Annotated in this window: 14 protein-coding genes; all 14 read right to left on the minus strand. The window is 41.7% G+C overall.

From position 1 onward, the window contains the following. Positions 1–220: 220 nt before the first annotated feature. Positions 221–1,849: an acyl-CoA synthetase gene (locus tag BQ5321_RS20430; RefSeq protein WP_315970110.1), complete on the minus strand. Its 1,629-nt coding sequence runs from the start codon at positions 1,847–1,849 to the stop codon at positions 221–223. Next, positions 1,777–2,679 (minus strand): intracellular short-chain-length polyhydroxyalkanoate depolymerase, encoded by a 903-nt coding sequence (gene phaZ, locus BQ5321_RS20435; RefSeq protein ID WP_071396234.1) that lies wholly within the window; start codon positions 2,677–2,679, stop codon positions 1,777–1,779. Before phaZ ends, BQ5321_RS20430 begins: the two co-directional genes overlap by 73 nt. Continuing rightward, positions 2,676–3,689 carry a 3-oxoacyl-ACP synthase gene (locus tag BQ5321_RS20440; RefSeq protein ID WP_139187838.1) on the minus strand — a complete coding sequence of 338 codons (1,014 nt, stop codon included), beginning with the start codon at positions 3,687–3,689 and terminating at the stop codon, positions 2,676–2,678. The genes phaZ and BQ5321_RS20440 overlap by 4 nt, the downstream gene beginning before the upstream one ends. Before the next feature lie 77 nt (positions 3,690–3,766). Next, on the minus strand, positions 3,767–4,723 hold the full coding sequence (locus tag BQ5321_RS20445; RefSeq protein ID WP_071396236.1) for a branched-chain amino acid ABC transporter permease: 957 nt from the start codon (positions 4,721–4,723) through the stop codon (positions 3,767–3,769). A 4-nt stretch (positions 4,724–4,727) separates the two neighbouring features. Then, a complete protein-coding gene (locus tag BQ5321_RS20450; protein ID WP_071396237.1) occupies positions 4,728–5,588 on the minus strand; it encodes a branched-chain amino acid ABC transporter permease in 861 nt (286 codons plus the stop codon). 16 nt (positions 5,589–5,604) lie between these two features. Then, positions 5,605–6,312 carry an ABC transporter ATP-binding protein gene (locus BQ5321_RS20455; RefSeq protein WP_071396238.1) on the minus strand — a complete coding sequence of 236 codons (708 nt, stop codon included), beginning with the start codon at positions 6,310–6,312 and terminating at the stop codon, positions 5,605–5,607. Then, positions 6,287–7,063 carry an ABC transporter ATP-binding protein gene (locus BQ5321_RS20460; protein WP_071396999.1) on the minus strand — a complete coding sequence of 259 codons (777 nt, stop codon included), beginning with the start codon at positions 7,061–7,063 and terminating at the stop codon, positions 6,287–6,289. The genes BQ5321_RS20455 and BQ5321_RS20460 overlap by 26 nt, the downstream gene beginning before the upstream one ends. A gap of 86 nt (positions 7,064–7,149) precedes the next feature. Continuing rightward, positions 7,150–8,367, minus strand: coding sequence for a substrate-binding domain-containing protein (locus tag BQ5321_RS20465; protein WP_071396239.1), 1,218 nt, complete (start codon positions 8,365–8,367; stop codon positions 7,150–7,152). Positions 8,368–8,574: 207 nt separating this feature from the next. After that, complete coding sequence (gene ald / locus BQ5321_RS20470; RefSeq protein ID WP_071396240.1) at positions 8,575–9,708, minus strand: alanine dehydrogenase; 1,134 nt, start codon at positions 9,706–9,708, stop codon at positions 8,575–8,577. 60 nt (positions 9,709–9,768) lie between these two features. Continuing rightward, positions 9,769–10,572 carry a fumarylacetoacetate hydrolase family protein gene (locus BQ5321_RS20475; protein WP_084786872.1) on the minus strand — a complete coding sequence of 268 codons (804 nt, stop codon included), beginning with the start codon at positions 10,570–10,572 and terminating at the stop codon, positions 9,769–9,771. Between the two features lie 46 nt (positions 10,573–10,618). Further along, positions 10,619–12,043: an aspartate ammonia-lyase gene (aspA, locus tag BQ5321_RS20480; protein WP_390622195.1), complete on the minus strand. Its 1,425-nt coding sequence runs from the start codon at positions 12,041–12,043 to the stop codon at positions 10,619–10,621. Between the two features lie 155 nt (positions 12,044–12,198). Next, a complete protein-coding gene (locus tag BQ5321_RS20485) occupies positions 12,199–13,536 on the minus strand; it encodes an aminotransferase family protein (protein ID WP_071396242.1) in 1,338 nt (445 codons plus the stop codon). Between the two features lie 84 nt (positions 13,537–13,620). After that, the gene (locus BQ5321_RS20490; protein ID WP_390622175.1) at positions 13,621–15,078 is read right to left on the minus strand and encodes an aldehyde dehydrogenase family protein; all 1,458 of its coding nucleotides are present in this window, start codon (positions 15,076–15,078) and stop codon (positions 13,621–13,623) included. A gap of 28 nt (positions 15,079–15,106) precedes the next feature. Beyond that, on the minus strand, positions 15,107–16,300 hold the full coding sequence (locus BQ5321_RS20495; protein WP_071396243.1) for a M20 metallopeptidase family protein: 1,194 nt from the start codon (positions 16,298–16,300) through the stop codon (positions 15,107–15,109). Positions 16,301–16,312: the final 12 nt, after the last annotated feature.

The raw sequence follows: 16,312 nt of genomic DNA on the forward strand, positions 1-16,312 counted from the left end.
TAATTTTGACATTTATTTGTCTATAATTTTAAGTCTGAATTAACAGAAAGTAAAGGTATTTTCGAACTAGATACATTTAAATTTTTGAATTTTTCTAGACATTATGAAATACTAGAGAATGAAAATTTAGCACATTAAAGTGGTGGGGGACTGTCCCCCACCACTTTAATGTGCTAAACTATTTCAATTTCAAATTTGAATTTCTTCTCTATTTTTAGGTTTAGTTGTTTTTTTGCGCGGATGAGCTGTGTTTTTCTTTAAGTTCTTTTTTATCTATTTTTCCTACATGGGTTTTCGGCAGCTGCTTGAGGAAGAATACTTTTTTGGGAACTTTGTATTTTCCAAGCTTACGAGCACAATGTGCTTTGATTTCTTCTGTTGTTACTTGTACATTATCCTTTAATACAATGAAGGCAGCAACAAGCTCTCCCCATTTGGGGTCAGGTAATCCCAACACGGCAGCCTCGGCTACTTGGGGAAGCTCGGCAATCCAATGCTCTACCTCAAGCGGATAAACATTTTCTCCACCCGTTATTATCATCTCTTTTTTCCGGCCCACGATATAGTAGTATCCGTCATGATCCTTTTTTGCCAGGTCACCTGTATGAAGCCAGCCAGAGGATAATGCCTCCTTGGTCGCTTCCTGGTTATTCCAGTAGTTTAAAAACACATGCTTGCCTTTAATCACTAGCTCTCCTACTTCATTAGGTCCGGCTGCTTGCCCGTCCTCTTTTATAATGTTAATAACATTAAACAGCATCGGTTTCCCCACGGAGCCCAGCTTTTCATCCACTACGTTGGGGTCAATATAGAAGTTGTTAGGACCTGCTTCTGTTAGACCATAGCCTTCTTTAAATAAAAAGCCTCTGCATCGAAAAGCCTTATAAATTTCTAGCGCACATGGCGCTCCTCCGGATAGGAATATTTTTACCGTCGGAAAACAACTCTTTTTAAATTCATCTGTATTTATCAGCATGTGATACATCGTCGGAACTAACAAAACAATCGTACATTGATATCGATTTAAGTAGTCGATCGCTTCAACAGGATGATAATCGCTAGCAAGCACTACCTTGCCCCCGACCATCAGCAATGGAATAGATAAAGCGTTTAACCCTCCAGTATGAAATAAGGGCATGTATGTTAAAGTCGTGTCTTCATTTGATAAATTCCAGCTCAATACAGTATTTAAACCATTCCAAATAATGGATTGATGAGAAAGTACAACGCCTTTAGGCTTCCCAGTTGTCCCACCTGTATATAGAATGGCTAGTGGGTCCTCTGCTGTAACATTTACCTCATAATCCAACGAAGGCACCTTGTCTAAATAACCCTCGTAATCTATTTCAAACGTAATCGGTGCAAGCTTTAGATAATCCAGCTTAGCTATTAGCCCCGAAAAGCTTGAATGAAAGCCCATGAGCTTTGGTGTGCAATCCTGAAGTATATAGTCCATTTCATCTGAGGCTAAGCGCCAATTGATGGGGACAAAGATGGCGCCCAATTTGATACAGGCAAAAAGTAAATCAAAATAGACAATATGGTTCGGAGCCAAGAGTGCTATCCGGTCTCCTTTGCCAATTCCCTGTTTTTTCAGCCAGCTTGCTGCAGCATTAGACCGTTGGTTCACCTCAGAAAAGGTCCAGTTCATTCCATCTTCTGCATGGACAATGGCTACTGAATATGGTGATAATCTTGCTCTATTCGCGATCCAATCAAACTCCCACTCCAACCTTGATCTCACCTTCCCTTCCTTTTTCGCTTCTTTCGCACCCCTTATTCTTCTAAAAATTCCGTTATCACTTGCAGCAGCTGCTCCAAATCGTCCACTAATGGTGAATGACCACAATCCTTTAACTCTACAAACCTAGCATTACTACCAAGGTCCTCTAGTATTTCCTCCACCATCACCTCTGAAATGACGTAATCACGATCACCGCGAAGCACCAATACCGGTAGCTGAATCCTATTAGCCAGACCGTTTCCCGCCACTAAACCATTATGCAGTTCACTAATGTTGAATATGTTTAAGGCCTGATATACTTCTGCAAGATTTCTTTGTGTCAGCATATCATGGATGTATTCTTTATATTTATCTTCATTTGGCTGCTTTTTCGTATAGATAACCGCGTTCCAGACTGCTTTTAGAAATTCATGATCCTTCGTATCATAGGCATTCTGGGTAGGGATTGTTTTCGTGGTGTCATTTTTTACTTGTTCATAGGTTGAGAGACGTACGGGTGTGTCAGTCTGACCATTCTCATTAGCCCCGTAAAAAGGATAGCCTCTTGTTGATGCGGATGCCAGCAGCACCAGCTTTGAACAGTATCCAGGATTATCCGCCACAAACTGCATCCCAACAGCCCCTCCAGTAGACCAGCCAATGATGGAAAAATCCCTTAATCCTACCGCATCTACAAAATGCTTGATATCATCGGAAAAATCCTTAATACTTTCTATCGGGTTATGATAGCTAGATTCGCCAAATCCCCGCATATCAATCGCATAAATTTTATAGGTAGGGTCCATGCTTTCAAGAACAAGATCCCAGTGCTTTGAGGAAATCATATTTCCATGAATCAACAGTACCTTTTTCTGTCCGCCTTCTCTTTCCTGATAGGCAATGGTTTCCCCATTGGCTAATGTGACTCGTTTGTATATAACATTGGCTAAGGTCATTTATCCGCTTCCTTTCCCCACCTTATTGTTGTCGCACCCCAGGCATAACCAATCCCTGCACTGACCAGAACAACTATATCACCATTTTTCAGCTTCCCATTCTGTTCGGCAAGTTCTAATGATAGAATCTGATCCATTTGCCCAATATGTCCATACTCCTCCAAGTAAATAGACTGTTCCGCAGATAAACCTAATTCTTTTAAAACAAATTCATGTGCAGACCTTTTCATATGAAGCAAACCAAGATAAGAAATATCCTTCTCTGAATACCCACTGCTAGTAAGAGAATTGCGAATGACCTGCAAAAAATTCTTCATCGATTTTTCTTCTAATCTGGCCTTCATCCCTTTCAAATCCTGTACATCGAGTATATGCTGTGATAGATTTTCTTCCGTCAGCGGATGCCTAGTGCCACCCGCAACCACTACAACGTCCTCTGAGAAGGACCCATCTGTTATTAGCTTTGATTCTAGAAGAACATTTCTGTTATGCCCTTTCTTTAATAGAATCGCTCCTCCGCCAGCTCCAAGATTAAACATAAATTGCGTTCGCTTGTTTTGATAATCGATGAAATCTCCGTTACGGTAGCCACCCGCTAGCAGAACGGTGTTGATTGAAGCATCAGCCATCATCATATTCTTGGCAACCTTCAAAGCCATAATCGTCGTACCGCATCTTAATGCGACATCAAAAGCCCAGGCGTTAAATGCTCCAATCTCCTCCTGTAGCTTAATCCCGGCGGTCCACAAAGGATATTCCTTATGTTCTTCACCAATATAAATGATTAAGTCAATATCCAGTGGGTCGATACTAGCCTTACTAATGGCTTTCTTTGCCGCAAGAACACCCATCGCACAGGTGTGGTCATCCGGTCCCGGGATTGTTTTTTTCTTTATCCCCATTTTGTTTTCCACGACCTCTTTTGGAATTCCTGCCATTTTGGCAATTTTCTCACCAGTTATGTTCTTTTCTGGAAGGTATATTCCAGTACTGACGATGCCGATATCCATTTCCATCACCTCTTCAAGCTGCTACAACTGATTCCAACTCATTCATTGCCCCATTCTATAACTATAAGGATTTCCGTCTATTTTTTCCTAAATCTTAAATTTTTCAATGTCCCGACAATGCCCTGTGGAAAAAACATGACAGCCAATATATAGATAATGCCAAAGAAAATAATCCACCTTTCAAAAATCCAATGGATTTTTGCCATTTCTGTTAACCAGTGATGAGCGAATTCAATAATCCCTGATCCAATTACTGCACCAATCAATGTTCCAACACCGCCGATGATTGTCATTAAAAGAGCATCCAACGTAATATCGATCGAGAAGACACTAGTATTGACGAATCTTAGTGAAACAGAATACAGCATCCCTGCAACACCCGCAATAACCCCCGAAACCACACTAGCAATGATTTTATAATGAAGGACACTATATCCAAGTGACTCTGTTCTCTGTTCATTTTCTCTAATAGCCTGTATCACACGTCCTAGCGGTGAATGGATAAATCTCCTTAACACAAGAAAGACGAGCAGCATCAGAACGAGACTAATCAGATAAAAATCCGTTCGATCCTTTAACACATCCGGTACTCTAAAGGTAAATCCATCATTCCCATAGGTCAAGCTTCTCCATTTCTCTGCAAGGACAAGAAATAAGCCTGAAAAAGCAAGCGTAAGCATAGCGTAGAAATGGCTCTTTAGCCTTAAGGTAAGCATCCCGATAAAAAAGCTGATGATACCTGTTAGAAGAACCGTAACCAACAGGGCCAAGAGTAAATAAACGATGGACGGTTCAAAGTTCTTCATAAATATTCCAATGGTATAAGCTCCTATTCCAAAAAACATCGCATGACCGAATGAAACAATACCTGTATAACCGAGAATAAGATCATAGCTCATGGCAAACATGGCGAATATAAACACCTGTGTAAGTAGAATAAGCATTGTTCTAGATTCATAAACGAATGGAAAAATAAGGAGGAGAAGGGCTATAAGCAGATAGAGGTAGGTCCGTGATTTTTTAATCGTTAACATATTCTCACCCCTTTAACCCGAACAGACCCTGTGGTCTAAAAATGAGGACAACAGCCATTAACAGCATATTGACGGCCAAACTTAAATCGGGTACATAATAAGCCATAAAGGACCCAGACACCCCAACTAAAATGGCAGCTAATATCGAGCCTGAGAAGCTGCCCATTCCGCCTATGACTACGACAATAAAGGCCAAAATGGCAAATTCCATCCCCATACCAGCATGGATGACACCCGAATAAGGTCCTAATAACACACCACCAAGGGCAGCCATACCAGCTCCAGCCATAAATACAAACATAAACACTCTTTGAATATTAATGCCTAAGGATTGCACCATTTCTTTATTCATAACACCGGCTCGAACCACTAAACCAATTTTGGTCTTTTTCAGGATGTACTGCACGAGGAAGAACATAAGGAGACCAATAGCGATGATAAATACACGATACTTAATAATGACGATTCCAGCTATTTCCCAGCTGCCCTTCAGAGCATCAGGGGGTGAAGCTGAAATCTGATTGGGACCCCAAAATACCTTTAATAGCTCCGATAGTACAAGCATAAGACCCAATGTTATCAAAATTTGCTGTACATGATTGCCATATACTGGCTTGATTATCCATTTTTCTGTGAGCCAGCCTAGAACAAAGCCTGTTGCAACGGCTCCAATCATGCCAATGAAAAAGCTGCCTGATAATGAATAAATCCAAATCCCGCTATAGGCTCCCCAGGCAAATAACCCGCCATGGGCAAAATTCAGTACATCCATTAGACCAAAGATTAAGGTCAATCCGGCAGCTAGGAGAAAGATTAGCATTCCGGTTGCCAAGCCATTCAACGATAAATTGAAAAATACATCCATTCCAGTCCCGCCTCTCTTATGCTATCCCCAAATACTTCCGGCGCAAGTCTTCATCCTCCCGTAATAAATCCATCGCTCCATTGTGTACCGTTTTGCCGTCATCAATAATATAGAAGTAATCTCCAATCGTGCTGGCCATCATAAAGTTTTGCTCCACCAGTACAATCGTTGTCTTCTCCTTCATTTGTATAATGGACTCCATCACCTTCTCCACCACAATCGGCGCCAGCCCCTTACTAGGTTCATCGATCAAAAGGAGCTCGTTATCATTGATAAAAGCACGAGCAATCGATAACATCTGTTTTTGTCCGCCGCTTAGTAAGCCCCCCTGCCGTTTCCAGAACTTTTTTAAATCAGGAAATAAACGAAGGATATATTCGAGTCTTTCCTGTGTTGCTGTATTATCCTGCTTCATCGCAACCTTCATATTTTCTTCTACCGTCAACTGAGCAAAAATCCCTTGGTCCTCCGGCACATAGCCAATTCCTTTTTGCGCAATGGTATAGGTTGGATACTTTTGAATCTCCTCTCCGTTAAATTCGACAAAACCCTTTGAAGCCGGATTTAATCCCATTATTGTTCTCAGTGTCGTCGTTTTCCCAGCTCCATTCCGCCCTAATAAAACGGTAACCTCTCCTTTATTCACCTCAAAAGAAATCCCCTGCAGAATATGATATTGACCAATATAGGTTTCAATCTCATGTAGTCGAAGATGAACGCTCATCGAAATGACCTCCTAAATAAGCAGACTGCACGGTTTCATTTTTCATAATTTCCTCTGGAGTTCCATCTGCTAACAATCTTCCGTTATATAGCACCATCACGGAATCCGATAAATCCAAAATCATATCCATCTTGTGCTCAATCAAGAGGATGGTACGGTTTCCTTTTTCCTTAATCCTTTTGATAACGTCTAAAATAGCTGGCACCTCTTCTAATGACATGCCAGCTGTTGGTTCATCTAACAGTAGTACCTCTGTGTTTAACGCCAACAGCATGGCAATTTCCAACTTACGCTTTTCTCCGTGTGCCAGATTTTTAGCCAATGTAGCTTTTTTACCAGCAAGCATGACCGTCTCCAGCCATTCTTCCGACTTACTTTCAAGCTCCTTATATTTTTGAAAGTGACGTAGCATTTGGTAACGGATTCCTGCCTGCGACTGGACTGCCAGTCTGACATTTTCAAGCACCGTTAGGTTAGGAAATACATTTGTAATTTGAAAGGAGCGACCAATTCCTTTTCTCGTTCTTTTTATAGAAGAAAGATTGGTAATATTTTCACCCTTATAAATTATTTCACCTCTAGTTGGCGTCAGCTGGCCGCTTAATAGATTAAATAGAGTGGTTTTTCCTGCCCCATTCGGACCGATAATCGATTTAAAGTGATTCTTCGGTACAGAAAGATTAACAGAATCAACGGCTAGATGACCGCCAAACGATATCGTAAGATTACGAGTTTCCATGATACTATCGATTCTAAACACCACCTTATGCGAGAATGATAGAGGCCGGTCTATCAGATTCCCGGCCTCCATTAAATAGAGCCTAGCAGTCTTTGAGATTATTTATTTCGAATAGGTGGTGCGGTCTCATCCGGTGCTAATTCACGGATTAAGACTGGAACTGGATACGGAACTCCCGCTTTTTTCTCCAGCTTAATCGCATACAGGGTTTGCAGAGCCTGATGGTCCTCTTCACGGAAGGTCATTTCACCTTTTGGTGTATCGAAGCTCATTCCCTCCATCGTTTCAATCAGAGTTTCTGTATCTGTATTACCATCTGTTTTCTTGAGCGCTTCCACAATTGCTATCGCTGCACTCATACCTCCAGGTGTAAAGAGATCCGGAACATCGCCACCAAAGCGTTTCTTATGCTCCTCAACGAGCCAATCATTGATTTCATTTTGCGGCAGCTCATGGTAATAAACAGTAAAGCCCTCCATCCCCACTAACGGCTCCATTGTAGTAAGCGCAGGTATATCAGGTGCACCTGTAGAGATTTTAATGCCCTTTTCCTGTACCTTCATATCCGCAATCTGCGTCCAAGGGGTATTGGCACCAGCCCAAATGACGAATAAATAATCAGGCTTTGCATCGACTACCTTTTGAACATTCGAGGTAAAGTCGGTTGCAGAAGGGTCGGCAAATTCCTCATGGACAATTTCAGCTCCGAGCTTTTTTGCACTTTCTGTAAAAGCAGCCACACCGTCACGACCGAAGGAGTTATCCGGTGCGAGTGTGGCAATTTTCACCCCTTCACCCGCAATGGCTGCTGCACCGGCAACGGCATCCTGCGAGGAATTACGGGCCGTGCGGAATATATACGGGTTAAACTCTGAACCTGTTATACTATCAGCTACGGCAGGCTCAACGACCATAATTTTTTCATATTCCTCGGCAAGTGGTAAGACGGCTAATGTATCTCCTGAGCTTGAAGACCCCACTAAGAAATCCACCCCATCCTCCTCGAGCAGCTTTGTCGCTTTCTGGACAGCTACCTCAGGCTTTGTTTCAGTATCCTCCACAACAAATTCTATTTTCTGTCCGGCAACTTCTCTTGTACCATCTGTTGCATAATCTAAGCCAAGCTCAAATCCACGTACTGTTTGCTTCCCATAGGACTCTAAGGCCCCGGTCTGTGAGGCAAGCACACCAATTTTAATCGGAGTGTCCTTGTCCTCGTTCGATGTTTCCTCTTTGTCCGAATTACACGCACTGGCGAAAATCATGACAAAGATGAGCAAACACAGTACAGCTATCCTGCCTTTCCAATTCTTCATTTCCCTTCCCCCTTATTCAATACGAAATAGAAAAATCACTGCTACTTCTCATCTTATTAATGGAAGGACAAGAGTATACCGTAATTTTGAAGCTCTAGATTTTTGAAGCTTCCCGCTATAAAAAAGGTGTAAGGCACCACAAAAAGACAAATGTCTACCATTTGTCTTTTTGCGGTGCCTTACACCTTATTCACATGCTGAATGAAGTTAAACAGATACCGTTTGATCCTGCAATACTGTATCAACTGGGATATAGGTATATCCATGTGCCTCAGCAACCGCTTTATATGTCACTTTGCCATCGATGATATTAATACCTTTCGCCAAAGCTTTATTGTCTAATGCAGCTTGTTTATATCCTTTATTTGCTATTTGTACACCATATGGAATCGTCACATTTGTTAATGCGAGTGTTGATGTGCGCGCCACTGCTCCTGGCATATTCGCTACCGCGTAGTGGAGTACACCATGCTTCTCATACGTTGGTTCATTATGTGTGGTAATTCGGTCAATTGTTTCTATTGATCCACCTTGATCGACAGCGACATCCACGATGACTGAGCCTGGACTCATGTTTTTCACCATTTCTTCTGTCACTAATCGAGGAGCACGTGCACCTGGAATAAGGACCGCACCAACTAATAAATCTGCATTTTTTACTGCCTCAGCAATATTAAGGCTGTTAGACATCAAGGTCTTAATGCGTCCTTGGAATTGGTCATCTAATTGACGAAGACGATCCGCATTAATATCCAATAGTGTGACTCTTGCACCTAATCCAAGGGCCATTTTCGCCGCATTTGTTCCAACAATTCCACCGCCTACAATCACCACTTCTCCCGGTGAAACACCCGGTACGCCACCTAATAGAACTCCCTTACCACCTTTAGATTTCTCTAAGAATTGTGCGCCGATTTGAATGGACATTCTGCCCGCTACCTCACTCATAGGAGTTAACAGCGGAAGTGACCCGTTGTCTAATTGGATGGTTTCATAGGCAATGGCATTGACCTTATTTTCAATTAATGCCTTCGTTAACTCAGGCTCTGGAGCAAGGTGTAGATACGTATAAAGAATTAAACCTTCTCGGAAATAACCGTACTCTTCAGGTAGTGGTTCTTTGACTTTAATCACCATCTCAGCAGACCATGCTTCCTTTGCCGAAGAGACAATTTTGGCACCTGCTTCAGTAAAATCATGATCTGTAAAACCGCTCCCTAAACCAGCACCTGTTTCCATCCATACGTCATGTCCATTATTTTTAAATGTCGTTACTCCAGCCGGAGTAATAGCTACACGGTTTTCGTTATTTTTAATCTCTTTCGGTACTCCAATAATCATCTTAAAAACTCCTTTTTCCATTCGATTTTTTGTGACAAGGGACCTGTCCCTCTGTCCCTGCTAGATTACATAATTAGATAGCTTTCCAATCCCCTCTACTTCTACCGTTACAACGTCGCCTGACTTCATTGGACAACTACCGGAAGGCGATCCAGTAGCCAAAATATCACCCGGTTCGAGAGTCATAATTTGTGAAATCCAACTGATCAGGAATGGAATGGAAAGAGACATCTGATTCGTATTGCCTTTCTGAACCACTTTTTCATTTAAAGTTGTCATGATTTGTAAATTGGTTGGATCAATCCCTTTTACAATCCATGGACCCAACGGACCAAACGTGTCAAAGCCTTTACCGCGTGTGAACTGAGGATCCTTTTTTGTCAGATCTCTTGCCGTTACATCATTAAAAATCGTACAGCCAAAAACATAATCCATGGCCTCTTCTTCACTTATATTTTTTCCGCGTTTCCCAATAACAATGGCCACTTCCCCTTCCATTTCTACCTGGTTCGTTAATTCACTGGAAGGAAGGATGACCTCTCCCTCATTTGGAATCAAGGAGGTTGTTGGCTTTAAAAACAGAAAGGGTTCCTTAAGATTCGCCTTTCCCCCAGTCTCCCTTGCATGTTCAGCATAGGTCCAGCCGAAATTAATTACTTTTGAAGGGGATACAGGCACCAAAATTTTCACATCACTATATTTAAGTCTTACACCATCAAACTTTAATTCATTGTTTACAATTTCAGAAAAATCACTATGCAACTGTAAAATTTCATCATCCTCAACAATGCCGTAATATATTTCTCCGGTATGATTCTGATAACGAACAATTGTCTGCATTTTTTGTAGTACCTGTGTTACCATACACACCCACTCCATCTATAGTTTATAACTCTGACCAAAGCTACTTTCAATCTGTATCTAACAGTGCTGCCCCCGAGATTCCAGGCTTTGTCATCTCGTATGGATTCAAAATTAACTCAAGCTCTTCCTCAGTTAATACATCATATTGCAAACACAGCTCTCTTACGGGTTTTCCTTTCAAGATAGCCTCTCTTGCAATACGTGCCGCTACTTCATATCCAATATGCGGATTGACGGCTGTAATAATCCCAACACTCTTTTCGACGTACTCTTTTAAACGATCTACATTCGCTTCAATGCCTTTTAAGCAATGCTCAGTAAACACATCGAAGGCATTATTCATGATGCTAATTGACTGCAGCAAATTAAAGACGAGAACAGGCTCCATCACATTGAGTTCAAGCTGACCTGCTTCTGATGCCATACATATAGTATGGTCGTTACCAATTACTTGAAAAGCCACTTGATTAATCATTTCAGGCATGACTGGGTTGACCTTTCCAGGCATAATCGATGAGCCTGGCTGGCGAGCTGGTAATATCAGCTCAGCTAATCCTGCACGAGGTCCAGAAGCCATTAAGCGAATATCATTAGCAATTTTAGACATATTAATCATACAAACCTTTAAGCTAGCAGAAACCTCCGTATAAGCGTCCGTATTTTGGGTACCATCAACCAAGTGATCCGCACTTTGCAATGGAAGCTGACTGTTCTGTGCTAGGTAACTAACAACCTTTTCAATATAACGAGGGTCTGCATTTAATCCTGTTCCTACTGCTGTTGCTCCCATATTGACTTGATATAAATGCTTCCGTGATTGCTTAATACGGCGAATGTCCCGCTCAATCACACGACGATAGGCTTCAAACTCTTGACCAAGTCTAATAGGGACAGCATCCTGTAGATGGGTTCGTCCCATTTTGATAATATGGTCAAATGCTTGGGCTTTTTCCTGAAACACGTCTTGCATACGGCTCATTGTTTTTAATAGTTTTTCTAATAAATGGAGCGTTGCGATATGAATAGCCGTTGGGAATACATCATTAGTTGATTGGGACATATTGACATGATTGTTTGGACTTAGATGCCTATAGGACCCTTTTTCATGCCCAAGCAGTTCAAGTGCCCGGTTCGCAATGATTTCATTAATATTCATGTTCATGGATGTTCCCGCTCCACCTTGGATAGGGTCAACAAGAAATTCATCCATTCTTTTTCCTTCAATTATTTCATCCGCGGCTTGGACGATGGCCTTTCCTAACCCTTCATATAAATGCTTTACATCCATATTCGCAAGAGCCGCCGCTTTTTTCACAATAGCTAATGCTTTAATCAGTTCTTCATGAACCTTATATCCTGTAATTGGGAAGTTTTCAACGGCACGTAATGTCTGGATTCCGTAATATGCTTCCTTTGGAACTTCCTTTGTTCCTAAAAAGTCTTTTTCCAATCGTACCTCTATTTTTTCAATGGTATTTACCACAACACTACCCACCTTATTTATCAATCACCCCGCCCAAATGCACTTGGACGAACCTCAGAGTACCAATCCTGCCTTTAGTGTTAAAGGCAGGACCCGGTATTTTATTTGATAATTCAGATTATTAAAGATATATCTTCATTCTATTAGAGTCTTTTTTTAACGGCTGTTAAGGAAGTATCAATAATTGAAATGATTTTTTCTACTTCATCCTTTGTGATACAGAATGGCGGTGCAAAAGCAATCGTATCTTGACCCTCATAAACAATCGCACGGCCGATCATATCATGTTTAAGAGCTTCCTCTACTACCTTTAATGATACCGGTTCATCGAAGGTTGTTTTTGTTTCTCTATCTTTAAAGATTTCAATCGCTCCAAGCAAACCAATTTGACGAATGTTTCCAATTTCCTCATGAGTCTGCTCTAAATATTGGAATCCTTTTAGCAGCTCTGCACCCATTAGGTTTACATTTTCATTTAATTTTTCTTGTTCGATTATTTCTAAGTTTTTAAGAGCAACAGCGCAGGCTGTATTATGACCACTGTACGTATATCCGTGGTAGAAGTTACCTTCTGTGAGTTCTGTTAACTCATTCTTCAGTCTATCAGTAAAGACTACCCCTCCAAGCGGAGCGTAACCGCTCGTAATCCCCTTCGCAATCGCCATCATATCTGGTACCACATCAAAGTTATCGATTCCAAAGTTTTTACCTGTTCTGTAGAATCCATTGATTACCTCATCTGCAATGAACAAGATATCGTTCTGATCGCAAATCTCACGAACCTCTTTAAAGAAGTTCTGGGACGGTGGTAGGTTTACGCCACCAGAGCCTTGAACTGGTTCTGAAATGATGGCTGCAATCGTTTCTGCTCCTTCACGCTCGATCATTTCCTTCAGTGCCTCAATCGATGAATCGACATATAGGTGATCCTGAGATAATCCTGGGAAGTCTCTGAATGGGAACAAGCCTGTCGCAGGTGAAGCACCAATGGATACACCATGATAAGATTTACCGCGAGAAATGATTTTTGTTTTATTTTTATAACCCTTCATCTTCCAGTAGTAGCGTGCTGTTTTGAAGGCTGTATCATTTGATTCAGAACCGCCGCATGTGAAGAACGTATAATTCAAATCTCCAGGTGCCATTTCAGCAATCTTAGCTGCTAATCGAATCACTGGTTCATGGCTGTTCGTTGCAAACGTTGAGCTGTAAGCTAGCTTTTTCATCTGCTCCATCGCTGCAACGGCAAGTTCTTCTCTACCGTGGCCGATATTTACATTCCATAGTGAAGATAAACTATCAATGACTTCTCTTCCTCTGATATCCTTTAAATAGATTCCTTTTCCTTCTGTAAAAATAAACCCAGGTCCATCTGCTTTTTGCTGTCTAAATGATGTAGACGGATGAAAGAAATGCTTCTTATCTAGTTCAGCTAATTCCTCATATTTTTTTTGCGCGCTTTCAGTCACTTCTAATAACATCGTAATTTCCCCTTCCAGTTTTAAATTTTATTAGTTTTTCATCTATTAAGTTTCAGTCTAGTAAAAGGCTGTTTAGCCTTACCATTACACCGATTTTTTATAGTTCAGCTTAAAGCTAACGACCTTTGGCTCTGTCATCTCCTGAATCGCGAACTTCACACCTTCTCTTCCAAGTCCAGATCCCTTCACACCGCCAAATGGCATCCCGTCAATCCGATAATCACTGCTGTCATTAATCATAATGCCGCCAACATTCATTTTTTCGATGGCTTCAAATGCCTTTTCAATGTCTCGTGTAAAAATTCCGGCCTGCAATCCATAGTCCACAGCGTTGGATTTTTCAATGGCAGAGGAAAAATCATTCACAGGATACAGTAAAACAACTGGGCCAAATATCTCCTGCTGTGCGATGGTGCAATCTGCCGGTACATCTGTTAGGACGGTCGGAGAGTAAAAGGCACCTTCACGCTTGCCTCCAATGAGAAGAGTTGCCCCTTTTTCAACAGCTTCATTCACCCACTTCTCTACCCTTATCGCTTCCTTTTCATTAATCAGCGGACCCATGTCTGTTGTTTCCAGCATCTTATCGCCCACTCGATATTCGCTAACCCGAGCAACGAACTCTGAGCAGAATTCATCGTAAATATCCTGTTCAATATATACGCGTTGGACTCCAAGACAATTTTGTCCCACTGCATAGAATGCTCCTGAAACGGTTGCTTCAACAGCCTCTTGGAAATCGGCATCCTTCAAAACAATGACAGGTGAATTGGATCCAAGCTCCATGCTAATCTTTTTCAAACCTGCTTTATGGGCAATTTTTTCTCCCGTTTCGAGTCCGCCTGTAAAGGAAACCATTCGAATCGCAGGATGTGTAATTAATAGATCCCCTATTTCACCGCCATGCCCTGTGATAACAGAAAGCACTTTAGGAGGCAGTCCAGCAGCTTCAAAGGCTTCTGCTAAAAGAAGAGCACTCAGAGGCGTAACGGTTGCCGGCTTCACGATAATAGCATTTCCTGATGCTATGGCTGGACCGACTTTATGTGCAACTAGGTTAAGCGGGTCATTAAAAGGTGTAATGGCGGCAATGATTCCAATGGGAAAACGGTAATAATAACCAAGGCGATCCTCACTACCTTCTCTTTGATCGAAAGGAATCGTTTCTCCCTGTATACGTCTTGCTTCTTCAGCTGATATTTGCAGGGTTTGGATACAGCGTTTCACTTCGGCTCTTGCTTGATTAATCGTTTTACTACCTTCTAGGGCAATCGTTTCAGCATATTTTTCACTATTTTTATTTATATAATTGGCCGCTTTGTTTAAGATGCTAATCCTTTGGTGAACAGGCATTGAAGCAGCCTTTTGAGCGCCTTCTTTCGCTTGTTCTATGGCAAATAACATATCTTCTGCTGATGCTGCAGGAACATTTGTAATCAATGTATCGTCTTGAGGGTTTAATACGGCAATCGTTTCCTCTTTACTAATCCATTCACCCGCAAGGAACATTTTCGTGCCAAGTACTTCCGTTTTCATAAACATCACACCTTCCTGAGAAGTTATAAAAAGATTATTGCTTTAATAGTTTAAGAGCAGCTTCTGTAAGAATTGATACGCCCATTGGCAGACAGCCTTCATCAATATCAAAAATATTCGTATGCAAGTCACGTGATATTCCATCCGGCAAGGCACATCCAAGGAAGAACATCGCTCCTGGAATCTCTCTTGTCATATATCCGAAATCTTCTCCACCAAGTCCAAATGGTTTCTGTACGATTTTTATCTCTGGATATAATTCTTTTGCTGCTTCCTTAATCATTTCATTTACTTTAGGATCATTATTTAAGGCAGGCTCCCCTCGTTCTACTTCGAATGAATACGATCCGCCGAATGCTTCAACCACTTTAAAGGCTTGCTCCACCTCTTTCGCCAGCTGATCTCTGACTTCAGGTGAATAGGTCCTTAATGTACCTGTTATCGATACTTCTTCTGGAATGATATTGCTGGCCGTGCCTGTCTCGATTTGACCAATGCTGGCAACGGCTGTATCCAGGGCAGATATCTTCCGCGAGATAATCCCATAAAAGGCTTGCAGGAAGGAGCCTAGTATCCAAATAGGATCCGTACCTAAATGCGGATAGCCCCCGTGCCCGCCTGTTGCTCTAATTTTCCCATGGAAAACATCAACATTTGCCATACTATAGCCATCATTCACTTGTATGGTTCCGACAGTCTCCCATGGACACATATGAAGGGCAATAACGGACTCTACCTGTTCCAATATTCCCTCCTGCATCATGTGCGGTGCCCCTGATAAGCCTTCCTGATCTGTCGCTTCCTCCGCAGGCTGAAAAATGAGCTTTACCGTTCCTTGAAAAGAACCTTCTTTTGCTTTTTTGGCAAGAATTTTGGCGACACCAAGTAAAATGGTTGTATGGGCATCATGACCGCAAGCATGCATAACACCTGGATTATTTGATTGAAAGCCATGTTCGTTTTTTTCCATTATCGGCAAGGCATCCATGTCAGCCCGGACTGCCACCGTTTTTCCTTCCCCAGAGGAAATGGTTGCGACAACTCCTGTGTTAGCAATATTGGTTTGAATGGAGACTCCTTCGATCTCCTTCAAGGTTTCAGCTACAAATCGAGCTGTTTGAAATTCTTGAAAACTTAATTCCGGGTTTTGATGAAGATGTCTCCTCCAGCCTACAAGCTGTTGTTCGATTGCCTTGGCCTCATTAATAAGGTCTTTCGTTACGATCATGAATTATTTACC

It is taken from the genome of Bacillus tuaregi (assembly GCF_900104575.1).
Lineage (GTDB): Bacteria > Bacillota > Bacilli > Bacillales > Cytobacillaceae > Bacillus_BD > Bacillus_BD tuaregi.